19 protein-coding genes and 1 pseudogene are annotated in these 23740 nt (G+C 32.7%); 11 read left to right on the plus strand and 9 right to left on the minus strand.

Going from position 1 to position 23740, the window contains the following annotated elements; translation table 11 throughout:
• Positions 1-237 precede the first annotated feature (237 nt).
• Both EKL98_RS14735 and EKL98_RS14740 read left to right on the plus strand, forming a co-directional pair.
• Positions 238-1155 carry a PorP/SprF family type IX secretion system membrane protein gene (locus tag EKL98_RS14735; protein ID WP_126553448.1) on the plus strand — a complete coding sequence of 306 codons (918 nt, stop codon included), beginning with the start codon at positions 238-240 and terminating at the stop codon, positions 1153-1155.
• A gap of 10 nt (positions 1156-1165) precedes the next feature.
• Positions 1166-3106, plus strand: a complete 1941-nt coding sequence (locus EKL98_RS14740) for an OmpA family protein (RefSeq protein ID WP_126563005.1) — start codon at positions 1166-1168, stop codon at positions 3104-3106.
• Between the two features lie 82 nt (positions 3107-3188).
• Here the strand turns inward: EKL98_RS14740 and EKL98_RS14745 are convergent, their stop codons facing one another.
• Positions 3189-3857 carry a DUF4294 domain-containing protein gene (locus EKL98_RS14745; protein ID WP_126563006.1) on the minus strand — a complete coding sequence of 223 codons (669 nt, stop codon included), beginning with the start codon at positions 3855-3857 and terminating at the stop codon, positions 3189-3191.
• An 83-nt stretch (positions 3858-3940) separates the two neighbouring features.
• On the opposite strand from EKL98_RS14745, the pseudogene EKL98_RS14750 reads away from it, so the two are divergent.
• Positions 3941-5029, plus strand: a pseudogene (locus tag EKL98_RS14750) (M42 family metallopeptidase).
• A gap of 187 nt (positions 5030-5216) precedes the next feature.
• On the opposite strand, the gene EKL98_RS14755 reads toward EKL98_RS14750, so the two are convergent.
• The 3 genes from EKL98_RS14755 to EKL98_RS14765 form a co-directional block, all read right to left on the minus strand.
• Complete coding sequence (locus EKL98_RS14755) at positions 5217-6170, minus strand: phosphoribosylaminoimidazolesuccinocarboxamide synthase (RefSeq protein WP_126563007.1); 954 nt, start codon at positions 6168-6170, stop codon at positions 5217-5219.
• Between the two features lie 107 nt (positions 6171-6277).
• Positions 6278-8626: a S9 family peptidase gene (locus EKL98_RS14760; RefSeq protein ID WP_126563008.1), complete on the minus strand. Its 2349-nt coding sequence runs from the start codon at positions 8624-8626 to the stop codon at positions 6278-6280.
• 49 nt (positions 8627-8675) lie between these two features.
• Complete coding sequence (locus tag EKL98_RS14765) at positions 8676-9533, minus strand: Cof-type HAD-IIB family hydrolase (RefSeq protein WP_317125396.1); 858 nt, start codon at positions 9531-9533, stop codon at positions 8676-8678.
• Positions 9534-9680: 147 nt separating this feature from the next.
• On the opposite strand from EKL98_RS14765, the gene hmpA reads away from it, so the two are divergent.
• Positions 9681-10883 carry an NO-inducible flavohemoprotein gene (hmpA, locus tag EKL98_RS14770; protein ID WP_126553458.1) on the plus strand — a complete coding sequence of 401 codons (1203 nt, stop codon included), beginning with the start codon at positions 9681-9683 and terminating at the stop codon, positions 10881-10883.
• Between the two features lie 11 nt (positions 10884-10894).
• The gene (locus EKL98_RS14775; RefSeq protein WP_126459191.1) at positions 10895-11320 is read left to right on the plus strand and encodes an Rrf2 family transcriptional regulator; all 426 of its coding nucleotides are present in this window, start codon (positions 10895-10897) and stop codon (positions 11318-11320) included.
• A gap of 47 nt (positions 11321-11367) precedes the next feature.
• Here the strand turns inward: EKL98_RS14775 and EKL98_RS14780 are convergent, their stop codons facing one another.
• Positions 11368-12318: a PhoH family protein gene (locus EKL98_RS14780; RefSeq protein WP_126451687.1), complete on the minus strand. Its 951-nt coding sequence runs from the start codon at positions 12316-12318 to the stop codon at positions 11368-11370.
• Between the two features lie 183 nt (positions 12319-12501).
• Here EKL98_RS14780 and EKL98_RS14785 point away from each other — a divergent pair, with 183 nt between their 5' ends.
• From EKL98_RS14785 to dnaN, 5 genes are all read left to right on the plus strand, one after another.
• The gene (locus EKL98_RS14785; protein WP_126563009.1) at positions 12502-13329 is read left to right on the plus strand and encodes an SAM hydrolase/SAM-dependent halogenase family protein; all 828 of its coding nucleotides are present in this window, start codon (positions 12502-12504) and stop codon (positions 13327-13329) included.
• Between the two features lie 58 nt (positions 13330-13387).
• Positions 13388-13684 (plus strand): putative quinol monooxygenase, encoded by a 297-nt coding sequence (locus EKL98_RS14790; protein WP_126459184.1) that lies wholly within the window; start codon positions 13388-13390, stop codon positions 13682-13684.
• 68 nt (positions 13685-13752) lie between these two features.
• Positions 13753-14478, plus strand: a complete 726-nt coding sequence (gene gldF / locus EKL98_RS14795; protein ID WP_126459181.1) for a gliding motility-associated ABC transporter permease subunit GldF — start codon at positions 13753-13755, stop codon at positions 14476-14478.
• Entirely contained in the window at positions 14478-16163 is a 1686-nt protein-coding gene (gene gldG, locus EKL98_RS14800) for a gliding motility-associated ABC transporter substrate-binding protein GldG (protein WP_126459178.1), read from the plus strand. Before gldF ends, gldG begins: the two co-directional genes overlap by 1 nt.
• A gap of 103 nt (positions 16164-16266) precedes the next feature.
• Positions 16267-17385 (plus strand): DNA polymerase III subunit beta, encoded by a 1119-nt coding sequence (gene dnaN, locus EKL98_RS14805; RefSeq protein WP_126459175.1) that lies wholly within the window; start codon positions 16267-16269, stop codon positions 17383-17385.
• Between the two features lie 81 nt (positions 17386-17466).
• Here the strand turns inward: dnaN and EKL98_RS14810 are convergent, their stop codons facing one another.
• The 4 genes from EKL98_RS14810 to EKL98_RS14825 form a co-directional block, all read right to left on the minus strand.
• Positions 17467-18357, minus strand: a complete 891-nt coding sequence (locus tag EKL98_RS14810; protein ID WP_126563010.1) for a hypothetical protein — start codon at positions 18355-18357, stop codon at positions 17467-17469.
• 88 nt (positions 18358-18445) lie between these two features.
• Positions 18446-20218: a MutS-related protein gene (locus EKL98_RS14815; RefSeq protein WP_126563011.1), complete on the minus strand. Its 1773-nt coding sequence runs from the start codon at positions 20216-20218 to the stop codon at positions 18446-18448.
• Positions 20219-20334: 116 nt separating this feature from the next.
• A complete protein-coding gene (locus EKL98_RS14820) occupies positions 20335-21168 on the minus strand; it encodes a universal stress protein (protein WP_126563012.1) in 834 nt (277 codons plus the stop codon).
• Positions 21169-21242: 74 nt separating this feature from the next.
• Positions 21243-22073: a universal stress protein gene (locus EKL98_RS14825; protein WP_126514991.1), complete on the minus strand. Its 831-nt coding sequence runs from the start codon at positions 22071-22073 to the stop codon at positions 21243-21245.
• Between the two features lie 177 nt (positions 22074-22250).
• On the opposite strand from EKL98_RS14825, the gene mnmE reads away from it, so the two are divergent.
• Positions 22251-23639 carry a tRNA uridine-5-carboxymethylaminomethyl(34) synthesis GTPase MnmE gene (gene mnmE, locus EKL98_RS14830; RefSeq protein WP_126563013.1) on the plus strand — a complete coding sequence of 463 codons (1389 nt, stop codon included), beginning with the start codon at positions 22251-22253 and terminating at the stop codon, positions 23637-23639.
• The last annotated feature ends 101 nt before the right edge of the window (positions 23640-23740 follow it).

Here is a 23740-nt window from a genome sequence, read left to right on the forward strand (position 1 = left end):
AAATATACTGATTATCAGCTTATTAATCTAATTTTTAAACAGATATTTCTTTCTTTTTTAACCCTTGATTCGCATAAATAATCTTGAATTAATTTAAAAATCGGAGGATTCTTTTTTGTCCTTCGGTTTTAAAAATGAATTAGCACTATTCTTTAACAAAAATAGAATTGACATTATCCTAAATACCCTTTTGAACCTTTTTTAAATAATTAGTTCAAACAAAATAAAAAAGCAACTATGAAAACAAAAATATTTTTAATCCTATTGATGTTTACAGCATTTACAAGTTATGCACAACAAGATGCTCAATTTACACAATATATGTACAACACAATCAATATCAATCCGGCCTATGCAGGATCTAGAGGAGCATTAAGTATTTTTGCTATGCACCGCACGCAGTGGGTGGGTTTAGATGGTGCTCCTGTAACAAATGTAGCTTCGATTAATACACCGCTAAATAATAATAATCTAGGTTTAGGAATTTCTTTTATCAATGATAAAATTGGTCCCACCAATGAAAATACTATTTCTGCCGATTTTTCATATACCATACAAACCTCAGAAACATTTAAACTTTCTTTTGGCATAAAAGGTACCGCAAATTTATTCAATTTGGATATATCTAAATTAAATCCTGTAGATGCTTATCCTGTAGACCAAAGTATACAAAATATTGATAATAAGTTTTCTCCAAATATTGGTACAGGTGTTTATTTACATTCGGATAAAGCGTATGTAGGTTTTTCTATTCCTAACTTTATTGAATCAGACCGCTATGATAATAATGAAGTTGCCATATTCAAAGAAAAAATAAATTATTATTTAATTGCAGGATATATATTTGATTTAAATAGAACCATAAAATTTAAACCCGCGGTTCTGTCAAAATTTATTGAAGGTGCTCCTCTTCAAGTCGATATTTCAGGAAACTTTATGTTTAACGAGAAATTTGTCGTTGGTATTGCCTACAGATGGAGTGCTGCACTTAGTGCTATGGTTGGTTTCCAAATTTCTGACGGAATGTATATAGGATATGGGTATGACAGGGAAACCACTCGATTAAACAACTATAATTCTGGCTCGCATGAATTTTTCTTGCGCTATGAAATCTTTAAAAATAATGGTAAAATTATAACTCCAAGATTCTTCTAAAAAAATTAGTATGAAAAATAATATACTCCTTTATACAATTGTAATAACTGCTTTATCTATTCATGGATACTCACAAAAAGGGGAAGTTACTGTAGCCGACAAAAAATATGACAACTATGCCTACATTGATGCCATAAAAACCTACGAAAAAGTAGCCGAAAAAAAATACAAATCGGCTGATATGTTTAAGAAATTAGGAAATTCTTATTACTTTAATGCAGAGTTAGAAAAAGCAGCCAGATGGTATGGAGAGTTATTTGCAATGAATACTATCGATTTAGAACCTGAATATTATTTTCGTTATGCACAGTGCTTGAGATCCATTGGTCAAAATCACAAAGCCAATGATCTATTAGAACTATTCAATCAAAAATCTGGAAACGATAGCCGCGGCAAGATTTTTATGAAAAATGTAAATTATCTTGACGCAATCAAAGCAAATTCCGGAAGATATAAAATCGAGGATGCTGGAATAAATTCTATATATTCCGATTACGGTACTGCATTTCATGCAAATGAAATCGTATTTGCATCGGCAAGGGACACCGGAAGTGTAGGCCAAAGAAAACATAAATGGACAAATCAATATTTTACCAATTTATATACTGCCAATTTAGGGGAAAATAGGAATCCGGGAAACCCTCTCCAGTTCGATGCCCATATAAATTCTAAATTTAACGAGTCTACTCCTGCTTTCACAAAAGATGGAAAAACCATGTACTTCACCCGTAACAACTATCTTGATGGAAAAAAAGGAAAAGATGCTAATAAAATTACTTTAATAAAAATATATAAAGCCACTTTAGAAAATGACAAATGGTCTAATATAACCGAACTTCCTTTTAATAATGATAATTACAGTACGGCTCATCCTACACTAAGTCCAGATGAGAAAACATTATATTTTGTCTCGGATATGCCCGGAACTATAGGTCAATCTGATTTATTTAAAGTAATAATACACAATGACAAAAGCTTTGGCACTCCAGAGAATTTAGGTGCTGTGATAAATACTGAAGGTAGAGAAACATTTCCGTTTGTAAATGATGAGAACGAAATATATTTTGCATCAGACGGCCATCCTGGCTTAGGAGGTTTAGATGTTTTTGTTGCCGCTATAAATCCCAATGGAACTTTTGGTGAGATACAAAATGTGGGGGCAGATATTAATTCTCCAAAAGATGATTTTGCCTACTTAATTGATACAAAATCAAGAAAAGGTTTTTTTTCTTCCAATAGAGATGGTGGTTTAGGATATGATGATATTTATAAATTTTCAGAACTGAAAAAAATTATTTGCCAACAGTTATTATATGGTGAGATCACTGATATTGCTACAAAAGAATTCCTTCCGAACACTAAAATTACTCTATTTGACAATCATTTTAACATTGTAAATACAACCCTTTCAGATGATAAAGCTAATTATTTTTTTCCTGTTGAATGTGGTAAAACATATTACGTAAGGGCTCAAAAACCTGAATATACTGCAAAAGAACAAAAGATTACAATAGCTGATGAAAATGGAAAGACATACGTACCAATCGCATTAGAAGATGCAAAGTGCAAAGTAACCATAGGGGATGATTTAGGTAAATGTTTTAATATAAAAATGATTTATTTTGATCTGGATAAATCAAATATCAGGCAAGAGGCAGCTTTTGATTTAGAAAAAATATTAGATGTTTTAAATCAAAACCCAACGATGAAGCTTGATATTCGTTCTCATACAGATAGCAGACAAACGTTCAAATACAATGAAGCGTTATCTGACAGAAGAGCTAAATCTACTATTAACTGGCTGATAAAAAATGGAGTACATACAAGCAGATTAATTGGAAAAGGATATGGTGAAACCCAACTGGTAAACAGATGTGTAGACGATCTAGAGTGCACTGAGGAGGAGCATCAACTTAACAGAAGAAGTGAATTTATTATTACTGATTTATAAAAAAAATTATCAAAGTAGCTCCTACACTTCTAACTATGCTGCAACATTATCTTTATAGAAATAGGAACACAAAATGATGGTATTATTTAATTGCCCTGCTAACCCAAGCATCGTTCAAGCTGTCATAATTAATAGGCTGTGCCGGAGTTTGATTTTGTAATCTTCCTGAATCAAATCCTCGTACTAGTATAGTTTCTATTAAATAATCCTCGTTGACATAGTAGGGTTCGTATTTTGTTTTTAGATTAATGTCAAACATGCTTGCTGCAGTATTGGACCAAAAAGCTTTCCAGCCACTTTTAAGGTTTTTTACTAACTCATAAGTGGTAGTGCCTGTTTGACGGTGAATTAACTTTACCAATATTTGACCTTGTTTACGAGATAGCTTTTTAAGTTTAGCTTCGAACTCCTCACTCAAATAACTTTCTACTATCTTAAAGTATTTTTTTTTCTCCTTATTTGTTTTAAGGTTTGCCATTCCTTTATTAAGAATCGTCAATCGCTCCGAAGCTAGTTTTGCATAAGGATACGTTTTATAAACCCGACTTTGAAGTAATAAAAATTGCTTTCTTGCTTCGGGATCTGTTTTTCCCTTGTATATTATTATTTCTGGTAATTGAATGGTGTCATTAAGAATCAATTCGTCATCTTCTAACTCATGCCCTATTTTTGTAGTATCCTGCGGTATTACCTGTGCATTAACAGACAAAGTTATCAATAGAAAAAACAACAAAAATTTAATTAGCTTCATATTAGGAAAGTTTAATTGCCAAAATTATACATTATATACGCAACTGTAATGCCAAATTTATAATTTAGCAAAAAAATAATTTTATGAGCACAAAATCAATATTAAACAAGTCGTCACTTGAGTTTTTAGAAAACTATCTTAATAATGCCTCGCCTACCGGTTATGAAAGTGGTGGACAAAAATTATGGATGGATTATTTAAAACCTTACGTTGATACTTTTATAACAGATACTTACGGCACAGCGGTAGGAATTATAAATCCGGATGCACCTTATAAAGTAGTAATTGAAGGTCATGCAGATGAAATTTAATGGTACGTAAATTACATTACAGACGATGGATTAATCTACGTGATCAGAAATGGTGGTTCCGATCACCAAATAGCACCTTCAAAGCGCGTCAATATTCATACTAAAACAGGAATTGTAAAAGGTGTTTTTGGCTGGCCTGCTATTCATACACGAATGAGAGACAAAGAAGAAGTAGCTAAAGTTAACAATCTATTTATTGACATTGGTTGTGAAACCAAAGAACAGGTTGATAAAATGGGCGTTCATGTAGGTTGTGTGATTACCTATCCTGATGAATTCATGATTTTGAACGAGAATAAATTTGTTTGTCGCGCGATTGATAATCGTATGGGTGGGTTTATGATTGCCGAAGTGGCTCGTTTGCTACACGAAAACAAAATAAAACTTCCTTTTGGATTGTATATTACGAATTCAGTTCAGGAAGAAGTAGGTCTTCGCGGTGCCGAAATGATTACCAAAACCATCAAACCGAATGTAGCGATCGTAACCGATGTTTGTCATGACTCTACTACTCCTATGATTGAAAAGAAAATTGAAGGAGATACAAAAATTGGTAAAGGTCCTGTAGTTACTTACGCTCCTGCTGTTCAAAATAATTTGAGAGAATTAATTTTAGAAACCGCCATGGCAAACGAAATTCCGTTCCAAAGATTAGCTTCATCTCGTGTTACGGGTACTGATACCGATGCTTTTGCGTATAGTAATGGCGGCGTAGCTTCTGCATTAATATCGTTGCCGTTGCGATATATGCACACCACGGTTGAAATGGTGCATCGTGACGATGTTGAAAATGTAATTAAATTAATTTATGAAACCTTATTGAAGTTAGAAAACGAAGAAACATTCTCTTATTTCAAATAGTTTTAGGAGCTAATCCCGCTATCCGTTTTAAATGTAATTTACTGAACTCAAATAAAAATAAAAGTATAGTGAAGTAATCTTTTCCTTTTTAAAGTAAAAAGGAAAAGGATTTCCACTTTTATCGGGGCTAAAAACCGCAATTCATAATTATGAATTGCGGTTTTGCATTTATCTTTTAAAAAAACAATTATCTATTGGCTAGATATTCCAAAACATTTTTCTCTATTCTTTGATCTATATTGGTGATATCTGCTTTTACAAATTTCTCTCCTAAGATATTTTCATATAATTCAATATATCTTTCAGAAACGGTTTGAATGTATTCATCCGTCATATTAGGAATTTGTTGTCCTTCTAATCCTTGAAAACCATTTTCGATTAACCAGCGACGAACAAACTCTTTCGATAATTGTTTTTGTTCCTCACCGTTGTTTTGGCGTTCCTGATATCCTTCAGCATAAAAATAACGAGAAGAATCCGGCGTATGAATTTCGTCAATCAAGACAATTACCCCTTCTTTGGTTTTTCCAAATTCATATTTGGTGTCAACCAAAATCAAACCACGACTGGCTGCAATTTCAGTTCCCCTTTGAAATAGATCTCTTGTGAATTTCTCTAAAACCACATAATCTTCTTCAGAAACAATTCCTTTCGATAAAATATCCTCACGAGAAATATCAGCGTCATGTTCGCCATTATCCGCTTTGGTAGTCGGAGTAATAATAGGTTCCGGGAATTTATCATTTTCTTTCAAATAGTCAGGCATTGTAACTCCGCAAATTTCTCTTTTTCCAAGAGCATATTCTCTGGCAGCATGACCAGAAAGATAGCCCCGAATGACCATTTCTACTTTAAAAGGGGCACATAAATGCCCTACCGCCACATTAGGATCAGGAGTTGCAATCAACCAGTTAGGAACAATATCCTGCGTCAGCTCCATGAATTTAGTAGCAATTTGGTTTAGAATCTGACCTTTATATGGAATTCCTTTTGGCAAAACTACATCAAAAGCCGAAAGCCGATCCGTAGCTACCATTACCAAAAGTTCATCATTGATATTATATACTTCTCTTACTTTACCGCGGTAAACAGATTGCTGGTTTGGAAAATTAAAATCAGTAGTTGTGATGGTGTTGCTCATTATACTAGTTGTGTGTGTTTATTTTTATTCTTGCAAATTTAAAACTATTTCATATAGTTTCGCAAAGAAAAGAACGGAACTATTACATTTTATTTTTATCTGTAAAACTATTTTTTAAGCAACGTCTCGTTGAATAAATTTAAGATTCGGCTGTATTCATCAACCCAGGAATAGGTTTCTTTAAAACCATGAGCTTCAACGGGAAAACTAGATAAGCTCCATTTTTTCTTTCCTAATTCGATAAAACGCTGAGACAAACGAACAATATCTTTATATTCAACATTGTCATCTACCATTCCATGAAGCATTAATAAATCGCCTTGTAAATTATCTGCAAAATAGATTGGAGAACTTTTCTTGTAAGCATCTGGATCCGTTTCCGGAAAATTAAGAATGTTTCCGGTGTAGCCATGATTGTAATGCGCCCAATCAGTTACAGAACGCAATGCAGCACCCGAAGCAAACTCTTTTGGAGTAGTTAACATTCCCATCAACGTGATGAAACCGCCGTAAGAACCGCCATAAATCCCAACTCTTGTCGCATCGATTCCATGATTTTCAACTAGGTATTTCTTTCCGTCAATTTGATCTGTTAAGTCCTTCCCGCCCATAAAACGGTAAATTCCTGTTCTAAAATCACGTCCATATCCATCGCTGCCTCTATAATCAATATCTAAAACAGTATAGCCTAAATCGACCAATAAATTATGAAACATGTATTCTCTGTGGTACGTACTCCAATAGTTGTGCGCGTTTTGCAAATAACCGGCACCATGAACAAACAAGACAGCTGCTTTATTCGCATTGGCAATTTGTGGTTTGTACAATCTAGCATGTACAGAAGTTCCATCCTGCGCCTTGAAAGTAATCACTTCCGGTTCACGCCAAGAATATCCTTTGAAACTTTCCGATGTGGAAGACGTTATCTGATTTAAGTTTGTATTCTTTTTATTAGGCGCTACATACAATTCCCAAGGTTTATTTTTATACGAGTAACGAACCAATAAAGTTTTTTCGTCTGGAGACAAACTTACTTCATGAGCACCATCTTTAGTTAAAATTGGCTGTAAAACCATATTTGCCACTTCGAATTTATAGAAATTTCTGTTTCCGGGATGCGTGGTCGTTGTGGTCAAATAAAAAGACTTTTTATCTTTTGCTAAACTCACGTTGCGCACTTCCCAATTTCCTTTAGTCAGTTGAGTTTTCTTTTTTGATTTTAAATTATAGCTGTACAAATGCGAATAACCAGTTTCTTCGGATTGGAAATAAATGGTTTCATTGTCTCCCAAAAACCCCAGTGTTCCTCTTCCATAAGAATTAGAAGGAATTCCGGGCCCGCCAATCCAAGATTCGTCATGCTGATGGTCTAATTCCTGAAAAGTTCCTTGCTCTAAATTCAAACTTACAATCCATCGGTCTTTGTTGTCCTGACTTCTTATTTCGGAAATAGCGTAAGAGCCATTTTCATTGTAAATAGGTTCCTGAACTACAATCAGTTTATTCTTTTTTTCTGTTGTTTTTGATTTTTCATACAATTCAAAATACTTAGGAACATCCTGAATATGACTTAATGTTGAAAAATTTACGAAATAAACAGAATCTTTAGCAATGTTATAGACTCCAAATTTAGTTGCCAACAAATTATCTACAGAAACTTTCTCCTTTGTATCTTCAATTTGGTTGTAGCCATCAGCAGTTATGAAAAGTTCCATTTTTTCACTTTTACGTTCTGAATCTTCTATTAATCTGAAGGTGGCGAAGTTTCCTTTTGGATCCACTTTTAAGCTTCCAAAGGTGTTTTTTCCATAATAATAAGGCTTTGGAAAATCAGATTTTGTAGTTTTTGATTTTGCCAAATTCCATTTTTTCAGTGCTTCCTGATCTCTGACAAATTGGAATAATTCTGCTTGTTGGCTTTTCAAAAAAGACTCTTTTTCAGTGGTTTTCTCATCTAATTTTCCTTTACGAAAGTTTGTGATTTGAATGATAGAACCTTCATTGGTATTGAACTGAAAAAGATTTTCATTTTGCCTGATATAAAGCACTCCTGGTACAGAACCCATTTGCAAATTAGCAATCGGACTGCTTTGTTGGTACAGTTTTTTTGAGATTTTACTTTTTACAGCATACGAAAATAATCTTCCTTTATCGATATAATAATATAAATCTGGATTAGTTGTTTTTTTAAAATCTAGTTTTGAAAAAGCAGCTTCATCTGGAGAAGCTAATTCTAGTTTTGTTAATCCATTTTTCCAAAAATAAGTACTTGTGCCCAACTCATTGTTTGGATTCCAATCAAAATACACTTTCTGACCATCTAAAGACCATCTTTCATTTTCAGGTTGCACACCTATGAAAGTATTTCCTTTCATGATTTCTTCCAGCTTTAGCGTTTGACTTTGAATTGTTATGAAAAATAAGATACAGATAACGAAGATTATTTTTTTGTTCATTTGGTTTTAGTTTTTTTTGAAAATGGGAAAATATGGTTAGTTAAAAACATTAATTATTCAATAATTCCTGCGCTATATATTTGGCGACTCCGTCATTATCATTAGTTAAAATTACCTCTAAATGAGACAATTTATTTTTCAAACTATCAGGTGCATTCCCCATCACTAAACCTTTACCGGAAGAATTAAGCATCTTTTCATCATTGTAGCCATCACCAAAAGATAGTGCTTGCTGAAAAACAAAATTTTCCAGTTCCAAAATTCTGGCAATCGCAACACTTTTATCTACAGATTTGTCCATAAATTCCAGGCAAAGCGGAAGACTAAAAGCATGGCTAAAAAGTCCGGTATGTTTTTCTAAAATTTGATCTCTTAATTCGATTAATTTTGAATGTCGATCGTGCGTAAAAAATACTTTTATAGCACTCAAATCCTCTAAGTTTTCAAAATCAACGAGTTCTGGATGATAATTTACTTCTGGTTGAAACTCATTTAATTTTTCATTGTGCTTGTTCGTTTGCCAAACATTTTCTCTGAATAATACGGTTGTAATTTCAGGATCAATATCTAAAGACAAGACGGATTTAACGGCCTCACTTTCCATATTATAAGAAAAAATCAGCTCTTTTTCAGGAGAATGTATCCGTGCTCCATTTGAAGTGACTAAATAAACAGGAACATCCAATCCTGCTACAATAGGCATTGCATCCAGATGATGACGACCAGTTGCTATAATTATTAGGTAATTTTGATTATGGAGTTCTTGAAAAACAGTTTTGGTGTATTGGGATATTTTGTGATCTGAGTTTAGTAACGTTCCGTCTAAATCGCTTATTACGACTTTTATTTTTTCTTGTAGCATCTTTCGGTTTTCACTGTCATTTTTAATATTTCCAAATTTATTCAATTTTAAAGAGAAACGCAAAAATTTATAAAAAGTTTAGGTTAACCTTTCTTGACGATATTTTGATAAATATAGCTATTTATTTGTTGTATTTTAAATACAACAAATAGAAAATGATTGCTATCTTTGTAAAAAATAAATTTCAATACCATGAATGCAAGTCAAAAAGAATTAATAAAAGCAACTGTGCCAATTTTAAGAACAAATGGAAATGATTTGATAACCTATTTTTACCAAAGAATGCTATCCAATAATCCAGAGTTGAAAAACATTTTTAATATGGCAAATCAAGCTAGTGGAAAACAACAAAATGCTTTAAGTGGAGCTGTACTTGCTTATGCTGAAAACATAGAAAATCCTACTGTTTTGATCAATACGTTAAAATCAATTGGAAATAAACATGTAAGTTTAAATATTCAACCAGAGCAATATGATATTGTTGGAAACCATTTAATCGGATCGATAAAAGAAGTCTTAGGTGATCTCGCAACAGTAGAATTAATTGAAGCCTGGACCTGTGCTTACAATGAATTGGCTCAGATAATGATTAGTATTGAAGCTGAAATGTATCAAAAAACAATTAATAAAAAAGGAGGATGGAATGGCTGGAGAAACTTCATAATCTCTAAAATTGTAAAAGAAAGCGACGAAATTAATTCATTTTATCTTAAACCGGAAGACAACAAAGAAATTGCTGATTTCTATCCGGGTCAATATATATCTGTGAGTACGTATATTCCTGAATTAGGTCATAAACAGCCTAGACAATATAGTCTGTCGTCTTATTCTAATAATGAATATTATAGAATTTCAGTAAAAAAAGAAATTAGTCAAAACACATCTCCCGATGGTATTGTTTCCAATGCTTTACATAACAAAAAGGAAGGTGACAGTATCGAAGCTAGTGCACCAGCGGGGGTGTTTTTTGCAGATCCAGACGCAAAAAATCCTTTAGTACTGGTTAGTGGAGGTGTTGGACTTACTCCTATGATGAGTATGGTTGAAACCAATAAAAATTCACTTCAAAAAAATAAAACAGTTTGGATTCACAGTTGTCGCAATGAAAATGTTCACGCGTTTAAAGATACTATCGAGGAATTAAACAACGAAAATGAGTGGTTAACTTCTTTCGTTTTTTATGAAACTTTGCCCGAATCAGAAACAAATGCTATCGAAGGAAGAATTGATTTGCAGCAAATAAAAGAAGAAATCCTTATTGAGGATGCAAAATATTATATTTGCGGACCGGCTATTTTTATAAAAGTTCAATATCAATCTTTGGTTGCACTTGGCGTAAATAGAGAAAATATTCTGTATGAAGAATTTGGCCCTCAATTATTAAGCCTTAATTAGTAAATTTTAATATGAAATTGAATCACTTTACCGATTTTAGTATGCGCGTTTTGATGTATCTAAATCAAAAAAAAGATACTCCACAAAGTTCTCTAGATGATTTAGCGACTACATTTAAAATCTCGCGAAACCATCTTATAAAAGTGGTTCAATTTTTATCGGCAAATCAATTAATTCTCACCAAAAGAGGAAAAAATGGCGGAATAGTGATTTCTGAAAAAGCAAGAGAAATTCGATTAGGCGATTTGATTCACCTATTAGAACAAGACGATACGCCCATCGTCAACTGCGATTCAAAACCTTGCATCTTTCAATCACACGATTGCAAACTAAAATCATTGTTCAATACCGCTTATCAAGCTTTTATTGAAAGTTTAAATCAGTACACACTTTCTGATATAGAATTCAAGAATTGGAGTGCTATGTTTCAGGATTAATAAAAAAAATTACAAAAGGAGGCTTTTTCACAAAGCCTCCTTTTGTTTTAATCATTATTCTCAATCATTTTGTAGGCATCAATTACTTTTTTAACTAATCGGTGTCTCACAATGTCTTTATCATCCAGATATATAATTCCAATTCCCTCAACGTCTTTCAAAACCAATAAGGCTTCTTTGAGTCCGGATATGGTTCTTCGCGGTAAATCGACTTGTCCGGGATCCCCTGTAATCATGAATTTAGCACTTTTTCCCATACGGGTTAGGAACATTTTCATTTGAGAATGCGTTGTGTTTTGGGCTTCATCCAAAATTACAAAAGCATTATCCAGTGTTCTACCACGCATAAATGCCAATGGTGCTATCTGGATAATTCCCTTTAAAATATAATCTTCCAGTTTTTCGTTGGGTAACATATCGCGTAAAGCATCGTAAAGTGGTTGCATATATGGATCTAGTTTTTCCTTCATATCTCCTGGAAGAAAACCAAGGTTCTCCCCTGCCTCTACCGCTGGTCTTGTCAATATAATGCGTTTGACTTGCTTTTCTTTTAGCGCTTTCACTGCCATAGCAACTCCGGTGTACGTTTTTCCTGTACCGGCAGGTCCTACTGCAAAAACCATATCATTTTTTTCCATGGTATCCACCAACAATTGCTGATTGGGAGTCATAGGTTTGATGATTTTACCACCTACACCATGCACTAAAATTTTATCCTGTCCTTGAAATTTTTTGTCTTCCTGAACATCACCACGAATAACACGCTCGATTACATTATTATCAATGTTATTGTATCTTGAAAAGTGCACCATTAATCGTTGAAAACGTTTTTCAAAGTCGTCTAAAACTTCTTTTTCACCAAAAGCTTTTAAGGTTGTTCCCCGGGCGACAATCTTTAATTTTGGATAATATTTTTTAATTGTTTCAAGATGAGTGTCTTGAGCGCCCCAAAAGTCTGTTGGAGCGATGTCTATGAGCTCGATTATTCTTTCGTTCAAATGAGGTAGTTTTTAAATTAAATTAAGTAAATCAATAAATTTGTTATCAATGCGAATAATTGTAGTATTAATTTGAATTTGTCTTTTGTTTTTTGCTTTTTTGAATTTACTATTATTAGCTTTGCGTTTCTCAAATTTAATGAAAATTAGGTTTACAAAACACCAATAGTTATAAACAAATTTATGTCAATAATTACCCTAACTACCGATTATGGCTTGAAAGACCACTTTGTAGGTGCGCTGAAAGGGAAAATTTTGTCTGAGTATTCCGAAGCTGTAATTATTGATATTTCACATGATATTGATCCATTTAACACGTTAGAAGCCAGTTATGCAATTAGTGCCTCATATGCTAGCTTTCCAAAAGGCACGGTTCATCTCATAGGTGTGGATATAGAAGCCAATAAGGAAAACCAACATATTGTGATGCAATGGAATGATCATTATTTTATTGCTGCTGATAATGGTATTTTAAGCATGCTTTCGCAAAAAATTGTTCCGCAAAAAATGGTGGCAATCAATATTCATGATCGTTTACCGAGTGATGCGGCTGATCTTGATGTGTTTGTAAAAGTAGCCTGCCATTTAGCCAAAGGAGGTTTGATGAACGTCATTGGCAAAGAAATACACACTATTAAGCAAGTTACAAATCTGCAAGCCACTATTTCGGATGATGGGAATTCATTAAAAGGTCATGTGATTTACATTGATCATTTTGGGAATGTAATTACAAATATCTCTAAAAAATATTTTATTGAAGTCGCCAAAGGAAGGGCGTATGAAATTGTTTTGAAAACTAAAAATATTAAAACAATTTTGCCCAATTATTCCGCAATTGCCAGTTCCGATAAATATCCGATTAAATCGTATGAAGGAGAAAAATTAGCCATTTTCAATGAAGCCGGTTTTCTTGAAATTGCAATTTTCAGAAGCAATCCTTCTAAAGTAGGTTCAGCGAATAGCTTATTGGGATTGAATTATAGAGATATAATAAATATAATATTCAGATAGCAGTGTTCAGTAATCAGTTTAAAAATCTAAAATCTTTAATCTAAAATCATAAATCTAAATGTTTGTACGAATAGTAAAATTGAGTTTTCACGAGGAAAATATTCCTGCTTTTTTAGAAAATTTTGAATTAATGAAAGATAAAATACGAAATGCGCCCGGTAATCGTTTCTTAGAATTGTATCAGGACAAAAACAACAAAAGCATTTTCTTTACCTATAGTTATTGGGAAACCGAAGCCGATTTAGAAAATTACCGAAATTCCGAACTTTTTTACGATGTTTGGACATTCACCAAGAAATTATTCAACGACAAACCAGAAGCGTGGAGCGTGGATAAATTAGTTACTTTGGTTTAAAGTTTTTTAGTTTAAAGTTGAGCAACGTTAAACTAAAAAAACTTTAAACTTTAAACAAAAAATAAAACATGAAATCAATAGTTTTACGAGAGATAAAATCCTTTTTCGGTTCGCCCATCGGCTACTTAGTTATTGCCATTTTTTTAATTATTAATGGATTGTTTCTTTGGGTTTTCGAAGGAGATTATAATATTTTGAATACCGGATTTGCTGATTTGACTCCGTTTTTTACCTTAGCGCCATGGATTTTGATATTCTTGATTCCTGCAGTAACCATGCGCAGTTTTTCGGATGAAAAAAAACAAGGAACAATAGAATTATTGCTGACGAAGCCATTGAGTATTTGGCAAATTGTAAACGGAAAATTTCTTGGTGCTTTACTTTTAATTGTCATGGCAATTATTCCAACCTTCATCTATGTAGCCGTTATTTCGAGTTTAGGAATGCCGGAAGGCAATATTGATATGGGAAGCACAATTGGTTCTTATTTTGGATTATTATTTTTAATTGCAGCCTATTCTGCCATTGGGATATTCACTTCAACATTGTCGGATAACCAGATTGTGGCATTTATTATTGCCGTATTTTTATGTTTTTTCTTCTATTTTGGGTTTGAAGGGTTAGCTGCTGTTGTTCCAAATGTATCTTCCATAATCGCGTCATTAGGAATGCAAGATCATTTCAAAAGCATGAGCCGAGGCGTATTAGATACCAGAGATATTCTTTATTTTACCAGTATAACCGTTGTCTTTCTTTCATTTACTGTTTATAATCTAAAATCTTTCAAATCGTAATGACTACTTCTAAGAAAAACAACCTAAAATCAGTATTGATTGTCCTTGTCCTTGTAGTTCTTGCGAATGTCATAGGAAATTCCTTTTTTCATCGTTTTGATTTAACAAAAGACAACAGATATACTCTTTCTCCTACTTCTTTGACTATCGTAAAGCAAGTCCAAAATCCGTTGTCTATAAAAGTATATATGCAAGGTGATTTACCGGCTGAATTCAAGCGTTTACAACAAGAAACAAAACAATTACTGGAAGAATTTCAGGCCTATAACTCCAATATTGTTTTTGAATTCGTAGATCCATTGGAGAATGATGACGCCAGCATGGACAATATTAAAGACTTGTATCGAAAAGGGCTTACGCCAATAAACATAACCGTTGACGATAAAGGAAAGCAATCTCAAGCGATGGTTTTCCCTTGGGCCACAGCCGTTTATGACAATAAAGAAGTTAATATCCCCTTGTTGAAAAATATTATGGGAGCTACAACTACCCAAAAAGTCATTGGATCTGTTCAGCATTTGGAATATTCTATTGCTGAAGGATTGAATAAAATTACCAAAGCCAAACAAAAGAAAATTGCTGTTATCAAAGGAAACGGTGAATTGCAAGATATCATGATGGCTAAATTTCTTTTGCAAGTGCGCGAAAGTTACCATATTGGTCCTTTTACTTTAGATTCGGTTGCCAAAAATCCGATTGGAAGTTTAGAAGCTTTAGAAAAATATGACTTGGCAGTTATCGCTAAACCAACTGAAACGTTTACCGATGCGGAGAAACAAGTTTTGGATCAATTTATCATCAACGGGGGAAAAACATTATGGTTGATTGACCAAGTTACGGCTGAAATGGACAGTTTGTACAATGCTTCAGGAGCTACTTTAGCGTATCCAAGAGATCTAAATTTAAATGATATGTTCTTTAAATACGGCATCCGAATCAATCCTGATTTAGTAAAAGACGAACAGGGAAGCCCCATAAAACTAGCCACTGGAGAACAAGGAAGTGCGACACAATTTCAGGAATTCAACTGGAAGTTTGCGCCACAAGTGTATCCAAATAGTGTACATCCGATAGTTAAAAATTTAGGTGGAATCAAATTTGATTTTGCGAATCCAATCGATACTTTGAAAAATGGAATTAAGAAAACTATTCTGTTGGAGTCGTCTCAATATTCGAAAAAAATAGGAACTCCAACAGAGATCAACCTGAATAGTGTTGCCGAAGAAACTTCGCCAAATGATTACTTGAACAAAGGAAAGATTCCGCTTTCTGTTTTATTGGAAGGTTCGTTTCGTTCTATGTTTGAAAATCGAGTGTTACCATTTAAACAAAAAACATTTCAAACGACAGGAAAAGAGAACAAAATGATTGTGATTTCGGATGGAGATTTGATAAAAAACCAATTGGATAAAAACTTTCAACCCGTAGAATTGGGTTATGACCAAAGGTCTGGAAATTTGTATGATAATAAAGATTTCCTGATAAATTGCGTGAATTATTTACTCGATGATACAGGACTTATTAACATTCGAAGCAAAGATCTTGATTTACCTTTATTGGATAAAGAAAAAGTTTATGAAAACTATACCCGAACACAAATCCTAACTATCGGGCTTCCAATTCTTATTTTGGTACTTTTTGGGATCTTATTTACTTTTCTTCGAAAAAGAAAATACAGCAAATAGATGTTAATAAAAAAGTTTCGAAACTAGAATAGTTTACGATATATTTGTAAAATGTAACGTATTTCGAATTTAGAGAAATACCTTAAAAAATAAAACAAAACAGATGAAATTTATAGTATCGAGTTCGTACTTATTGAAGCAATTACAGGTTTTAGGTAACGTTATCAACAGCAGTAATACTTTGCCTATTTTAGATAATTTTTTATTTGATTTAGACCATAATGTGCTAACAGTTTCTGCTTCTGATTTAGAGACAACCATGTCTGCTACTTTAGGAATTGATTCAGAAAGTAAAGGAAGCGTTGCTGTGCCTGCAAAATTACTTTTGGAAATCCTTAAAACGTTCCCTGAACAACCCTTAACTTTTACAGTTGAAGAAAACAGTACGATAGAAATCAGTTCTAATTCTGGTAAATATGCTTTGGCTTATGCTCCTGGAAATGAATTTCCAAAATCGGTTAACTTAGACGACCCATCTGTAACACTTGTTCCTGCTGATGTTTTGGCAACTGCTATAAGTAAAACTATATTTGCGGCCGGAAACGATGATTTACGTCCGGTAATGTCTGGTGTATTTTTTCAGTTTTCGCCACAAGGATTGACATTTGTTGCAACTGATGCACACAAATTAGTAAAATATGCGCGTACCGATGTAACCGCCTCTCAGGTGGCTGATTTCATCATGCCAAAAAAACCTTTGAATATCTTAAAAAATATTCTTGGTACTTCGGATGCTGAAGTAAAAATTGAATATAACGATTCGAATGCTACTTTTTCTTTTGATAATTATGTTTTAATGTGTCGTTTGATTGATGGAAAATATCCAAATTACGAAGCAGTAATTCCAAAAGAAAATCCGAATAAATTAATGATTGACCGTTCTCAATTTTTGAGTTCTGTACGTCGTGTTGCTATCTTTTCGAATAAAACTACACACCAGATCCGTTTGAAAATAGCAGGTGCTGAATTGAATGTTTCTGCTGAAGATATTGACTATTCAAACAAAGCCGAAGAAAGATTGACTTGTGATTATCAAGGTGATGATATGCAAATAGGGTATAATTCTCGTTTCTTAACTGAAATGTTGACTAACTTACAATCGGATATGATTATGCTTGAAATGTCATTGCCAAACAGAGCCGGAATTCTAACTCCTGTTGATGGATTAGAAGAAGGTGAAACGGTAACGATGCTTGTAATGCCAGTAATGTTGAACAGTTAATTCAATTTAAAATACGCTATTAACCAAACCATTTTTATATTTAAAAAACCGTCTCGATTAATTACGAGACGGTTTTTTTGCTTATTCACTATGAATAAAATAAAACTTTGTATTTCCTTTTTTTATTGATTCTTTCGCATCTTTATGATTTTTTTCAAATGTTTCTAAATTAGTTCCTTTACAAATTCCATAAGAATAATGATATTTTAGAATTTCAAGATCTTTCGTTCCAAATTCTTTTTTATCTGATTTACAAATTGAAAAGTAACTATTGCAATCTGAATAATCTAGTTCTTGATAAAAATAACCTAAAGATCGTATAAAATTAACTTTCAAATTAGTTAATACCTGTTCTGCATTTAGATTTTTTTTCGCGTTAATTTTTAGTGAGCAACTATAAATATTTTGTTTGTTATTCCATAAAAGATAATATCCGTCATTCCCTTTAATTCTTATATCTAAATTGACATCATTGGTATCGTCTATAGAATAAATTAAATAGTTTGATTTTTCTTTATCTTTTACCACTGTAATTTTTAGTGAATCAATTTCGTTATCAAGATAATGAATAAATTTACTAAGCTTTTTACTATTATATTGGCTAACTGATTTGTCAAAATAAATTTTTACTTCATCTTTCCAAATTTTCATTCTTGGTTTTAATCTCTCTTCTTTTTTTTGATATTTTTTATTGAAAACTAATTGTTTATAGCGTTCTAAAAATATAGAATCTTTTTCTTCATACAAAACTTTTACTCCTTTCTCATCATATCCATTAATAATGATTAATGTATCACTCTTGACAATATTAAAACCAATTGAATCTATAACTTTATTACCACTTTTTTTCAATGATTTATAATTTTTGTATTCCATGTAAATAACTTTACTATGCAAATTCAACTGATTGTGCTGAGAAAAAATTGCCGAGGTGAAGGCAAATAACAAAAATACACATATATTTTTTTTCATAAATTTTATCTTTCTTTTGAATTATGAAAGTAATAATTTAAATTAATTCATTTTATTTTTTTTAATATTTTTTTAGAAAAATGGATTTTTAAATCACTCCCATTTTCTTCATCAGGAAAGTAGCACTTCTATTTTTACAAATTCCGTCCCGAAGTTTGTAATCAAAATGGAGTTCATCATTGATAATCTCTACTTCAAAACATTTGTTGGTTAATATATTTGGATATTCATTGGTTGTCAGGCAAACTTCGATATCGTGCGTTGCAATAGCTCCAACGGCTTTCTTACCAATTACTTTTTTGACCACTTCAATTGTTCCGTTGCGTTTATCATCTGAATTGGTACCACGTAATATTTCGTCCAATAAAACAAATGCCGGTCTATTTTCCAATTCGTCCATAATCTGCTTTAAGCGTTTGATTTCGGCAAAGAAATACGATTCGCTATCGGACAACGAATCAGATAATCGCATGGAAACTAAAACGGGTAACGGATGTACACTAGCCTGACGAGCACAAACCGGCGAACCTATTCCTGACAAAACCATATTGATTCCTAAACTTCTTAGAAAAGTACTTTTACCAGACATATTAGAACCTGTTAAAATCATAAACGATTCGGGATGAAAACGCACGTCATTTCCTATTCTAGTTTTTTCATTTAATAAAGGATGGCTTAAATCCTTGAAATCTATTTCGAAATTGCTGTTTAATGTTGGATATACAAACTCCGGATTGTTATACGAAAAATTGGCCAAACTGTTCAACATTTCGAATTCACCAATAACTTCCAACCAATTTTCTAAAGCTTGGGCATGATCTTTTTTCCATTGAATTAATGATTTTAAAACATGTAAATTAAAAAGGAACGTTCCATTGAATACGATAGCCGTAACAAAATTTGAGATACTGTCCATATTAGAAAACAAACCGGCTAACTGTTTCAAATGCACGCTGGCATTTTCTTTTTTGAACATTAATTTTTGCTGTAAATCGATTAATTTTTTCGACTGAAAAGATTCATTTTCTATTTTTTGCAACAGTAAACTATATTGATGAATGGTTTTATCTATATTCGTAGAATTAGCAATTTCTGCCTGGATACGCTTCATAAACCGACCCAAAACAATTAAATTAAATACAAATAAATACGATAAAACGGAAGCAAAAACAGTAGTCGAAGTTACTAAATAGGCAATCAAAACTCCCAGAAAAAGAAGTGGTGAAAAATAAGAAATGAAAACACTCATTTTAGCCAAGGGCGTACTATTAAATGTACACCACTTGAGCAGAGTCTCATAATTCGATTGATTGTCGTTGCTTATTTTGGCGAAAGCCAAAAATTCCTGACGCCAGTCTAATTTTTTGGTTAATTCTTTTACCGCTTGATGATTTCTAAGAATCTCTTCATTGGGCAAAATTGATAAAAGCTGGTTTGCGAATGTTTTTTTTCCAATAAAAGTAGCGGTTCTATTCAAGTTTTGGAACAAAGAATGCTCGCCAAAAATATCTAAATCATAGGCATACGGATGGTGAAAATCATTGAATTCCTGTCCGTTTTCAAAAGGGATTTTATTTCTTTCCAGGTAGGAAATTTCATTTTCATTAATATCAAGTAAGGCTTGATTGACATGTTTTTCGAAAACTAATTTAGAATGAATGCGCATAAATACTACGAATAGTCCAAAAAGAAAAATGGCGGCAATTATGAAAATAATTTCGCTGTTTTTGATGTAGTAATAAATAGAAACCAAAAAAAGTACAATAGAAAGAAGTCTTAAAATACTTATACTATTGTACTTTTTATTGATTGCAGTCAATGCTGTTGAAAAGCGTATCTTTTTTGCTTTGTATATTTCCATAATTCAATTAATGAATTGCAAATATAACGAAATAGATTACTTTGAAGACTAAATTAAAAGGCAATGGCGATGCCTCAGTATATAGAATTCAAGATTTCAATTGAATTAAAACTGAATCAATCAATAGGAATCGCTAAAATTGGGATATCAAAATTCGTAGCTATTTTTTTTGTTAAACTAGGTTTGAAAATCCCTTCAAAAAAACCTCTTTTATACGTAAGCATAGTCAGTACATCAATTTCTTTGTACATTATAAAATCCAGAATTGTTTCTTTGACTTCGTCACTATTGATCACAAAAAACTCAACGGGTTCATTAATAAATTCTTCCTCCCAAGCAGTTACTGTATCATTTGAAACATCGGAATCACTAGTTTTTACATACAAGCATTTTACTTTAGCTTTCGTTTTTTTAGCGATATCTAACACCATTTTCAATGCTTTTTTATCTTTAGTTCTAAAACGGGTTGTAAATCCAATAATTTCTGTTTTTTTGAATTTTGCTTCTAACGGAACACACAACATAGGAATATCTATTCCAGAAATAACAGCGCCTGTATTGGTACCCATAAAAAAAGCTTCCCATCCTGTAGCTCCTGAAGTACCCATGATCACAAAATCTATTTTATCTTCTTTAATTGATTTTTTAATATTATAAAGTAAATTTCCATCCATGAGCCTATGAGACATTTTTATTTTGTCCAAATGCCGTTCATCGGCTATGGCGCGCAATTTTGGGATTTCATCTTTAAACATATCAAATTGAGCTAAGGCCAAGGAATCATAAATGACGGCGTAATTTTCGGGAAAAAACTGATTGTCATAAATGGGCAATTCAAAGGTGTGCAATAAAACGAGTTCACCCTGAACTATTTTTGCAAATTCTAAAGCATGTACAAAAGCATTAGTAGCCACTTCAGAAAAGTCGGTTGGAAATAGATTTTTTTTCATTTTATCTTTTATTAAAATAATTGATTTACTAAAATAAATTATTGGTGTCTTTACGTAATCAAATCAGAATATTTTTATTCATGAATAGCAAGAATGGGTACATTGATATGAAAAGCTAATTTTTTTGAAAGACTAATTTTGAAAAGTTTTTCAAATAAATTTCTGTGATACACATGCATTGCAATCAAATTAATTTTATACAAATCGATAAAATTTAAAATAATTCCTTCTACATCTTCTCCTTTAATGGAGTGGAATGTAACTTCATTATTTTCAACTAATACCTTCCAATCCTCTCTGCTATCCTCCTTAACTTCATGATGCGGGGATGCGGCACGCAGGCAATCAATATGTGATTGAAATATTTTAGACAAAGACAGAACTCTTACAAAAGACCCTGTGTCCTCCAATTTATATTGCGTAATGAACAGTATTTTTTCAATAGGATGATATGTACAATGCGCCGGTATTGCCAAAACTAATGCTTTGACATCATTCATTACTTTTGTGGCTGTCGTACCGAAAAAAGTTTCCTTTATACTTGTGGCGCCTTTAGTCCCCATAACTACGAAATCAAAATTTTCATTCTCGGTTATTTTTTTTATTTCGGGAACCAAATTTCCCAAAATCAAAACATGGCTTATTTTGATATGACCTAAATTATTTGCTTCCGCAATTTTTCTTAAAAGTGGCACTTCATCTTTATAATTTTCAAAATTACTGAGTTCTGTAACCTCATAAATTTCATGTAAATACTCAGAAACATTTACATAATTGGCTTGTAAAAATTGGTACACATGAATTGTAACTATTTCAGCATTAACGGATTCCGCCAATTTTAATGCATAGATAAACGCATTTTTAGACACTTCTGAAAAGTCGGTAGGAAATAAGATTTTCTTCATACTATAGTTAATTTATTGCAAATTAATTATTAATATAAATTTACAAAACAAAAAACAAAATAGTACGATAATTATCACTTTGGCTAATTTTTAACAAAAAATAGCGTCAATGGTTTAGTACAAGAGACTTGTAGCCATGTCAATTTTACTTACTTTTACACCAAATTGACTTTAAATATGATACTTCACGATTCCATAGTGGCACTGGCAACTCCTTCGGGGGCGGGTGCTATAGCCGTAATTCGGATTTCCGGACAAGATGCCATTACTATTGGAAATTCTGTTTTTAAATCCATCAAAAACAAAGAATTAACAACCCAAAAAACGCATACGTTACATTTAGGGCATATAATGGATGGTTCCAAAACTTTGGATGAAGTCCTGGTCTCCATTTTTAAAGGACCAAATTCCTATACTGGCGAAAACACGATCGAAATTTCCTGTCACGGTTCTACTTATATACAACAACAAATTATTCAATTATTGCTTCGAAAAGGCTGTCGAATGGCAGATCCTGGCGAATTTACGTTGAGAGCATTTCTAAACGGAAAACTGGATTTGTCCCAAGCAGAAGCTGTTGCCGATTTAATTTCATCAGATAATGAAGCTTCACACCAAATTGCAATGCAGCAAATGCGTGGCGGTTTCTCTAATGAAATAGCAAAATTAAGAGAAGAACTCTTGAATTTTGCATCACTAATCGAACTCGAATTGGACTTTGCCGAAGAAGATGTAGAATTTGCTGACCGAACCCAATTTCATGAATTACTGAACCGAATCGAATTTGTCCTAAAACGATTAATCGATTCATTTGCCGTAGGAAATGTGATTAAAAACGGAATTCCTGTAGCTATTGTGGGCGAACCCAATGTAGGTAAATCGACACTTTTGAATGCTTTATTGAATGAAGAGCGCGCCATTGTTTCGGAAATTGCGGGAACGACACGTGATACCATTGAAGATGAGTTAGTGATTGGCGGCATTGGTTTTCGATTCATTGATACGGCTGGAATTCGGGAAACGGAAGATGTGGTAGAAAGCATCGGGATTCGTAAGACTTTTGAAAAAATTGAACAAGCGCAAGTTGTCGTTTTTCTATTTGACAGTTCCGAGTTTAAAGTTTCTGGTTTAAAGTTAAAAGTGGAACTGGAAAAAATTAAAAACCAGTTTCCGTTGAAACCTCTTGTAATCATTGGTAACAAAGCCGATAAATTAGAAGAAAGTGAAATAGGAAATTTGAAATCAGAAATTCCTGAAATCTTACTGATTTCTGCAAAAGAGAAACTAGGCGTTGAGGATTTAAAAAATCAATTACTTTCATTTGTCAATACCGGAGCATTACGAAATAATGAAACAATTGTAACGAATACCAGACATTACGATTCCTTATTAAAAGCGTTAGATGAAATACAAAAAGTAAAATTTGGTCTTGAAACGAACTTGTCCTCCGATTTGATGGCATTAGATATTAAGGAAGCTTTGTACCAATTTGGAATGATTACGGGACAAGTAACTAATGACGAATTGTTAGGGAATATTTTTGCTAATTTCTGTATCGGGAAATAGGTTTCACAAAACATCACAAAATAAAACAAAGAATCCCAGTTAAAATGTCATAAAAAGGCATTTTAACTGGGATTCTTCTTTCTGTTTATTTAGCTTTATTT

This window comes from Flavobacterium bomense, from assembly GCF_003970355.1.

What these genes read in the sequence shown, in the direction of transcription:
- EKL98_RS14785 (WP_126563009.1), top strand. Translation starts at nt 12,502, where the DNA reads ATGTCAATAATTACCCTAACTACCGATTATGGCTTGAAAGACCACTTT.
- gldF (WP_126459181.1), top strand. Translation starts at nt 13,753, where the DNA reads ATGAAATCAATAGTTTTACGAGAGATAAAATCCTTTTTCGGTTCGCCC.
- EKL98_RS14825 (WP_126514991.1), bottom strand. Translation starts at nt 22,073, where the DNA reads ATGAAGAAAATCTTATTTCCTACCGACTTTTCAGAAGTGTCTAAAAAT.
- EKL98_RS14760 (WP_126563008.1), bottom strand. Translation starts at nt 8,626, where the DNA reads ATGAACAAAAAAATAATCTTCGTTATCTGTATCTTATTTTTCATAACA.
- EKL98_RS14745 (WP_126563006.1), bottom strand. Translation starts at nt 3,857, where the DNA reads ATGAAGCTAATTAAATTTTTGTTGTTTTTTCTATTGATAACTTTGTCT.
- EKL98_RS14740 (WP_126563005.1), top strand. Translation starts at nt 1,166, where the DNA reads ATGAAAAATAATATACTCCTTTATACAATTGTAATAACTGCTTTATCT.
- EKL98_RS14735 (WP_126553448.1), top strand. Translation starts at nt 238, where the DNA reads ATGAAAACAAAAATATTTTTAATCCTATTGATGTTTACAGCATTTACA.
- EKL98_RS14790 (WP_126459184.1), top strand. Translation starts at nt 13,388, where the DNA reads ATGTTTGTACGAATAGTAAAATTGAGTTTTCACGAGGAAAATATTCCT.
- dnaN (WP_126459175.1), top strand. Translation starts at nt 16,267, where the DNA reads ATGAAATTTATAGTATCGAGTTCGTACTTATTGAAGCAATTACAGGTT.
- EKL98_RS14820 (WP_126563012.1), bottom strand. Translation starts at nt 21,168, where the DNA reads ATGAAAAAAAATCTATTTCCAACCGACTTTTCTGAAGTGGCTACTAAT.
- gldG (WP_126459178.1), top strand. Translation starts at nt 14,478, where the DNA reads ATGACTACTTCTAAGAAAAACAACCTAAAATCAGTATTGATTGTCCTT.
- EKL98_RS14810 (WP_126563010.1), bottom strand. Translation starts at nt 18,357, where the DNA reads ATGAAAAAAAATATATGTGTATTTTTGTTATTTGCCTTCACCTCGGCA.
- EKL98_RS14815 (WP_126563011.1), bottom strand. Translation starts at nt 20,218, where the DNA reads ATGGAAATATACAAAGCAAAAAAGATACGCTTTTCAACAGCATTGACT.
- EKL98_RS14775 (WP_126459191.1), top strand. Translation starts at nt 10,895, where the DNA reads ATGAAATTGAATCACTTTACCGATTTTAGTATGCGCGTTTTGATGTAT.
- hmpA (WP_126553458.1), top strand. Translation starts at nt 9,681, where the DNA reads ATGAATGCAAGTCAAAAAGAATTAATAAAAGCAACTGTGCCAATTTTA.
- mnmE (WP_126563013.1), top strand. Translation starts at nt 22,251, where the DNA reads ATGATACTTCACGATTCCATAGTGGCACTGGCAACTCCTTCGGGGGCG.
- EKL98_RS14755 (WP_126563007.1), bottom strand. Translation starts at nt 6,170, where the DNA reads ATGAGCAACACCATCACAACTACTGATTTTAATTTTCCAAACCAGCAA.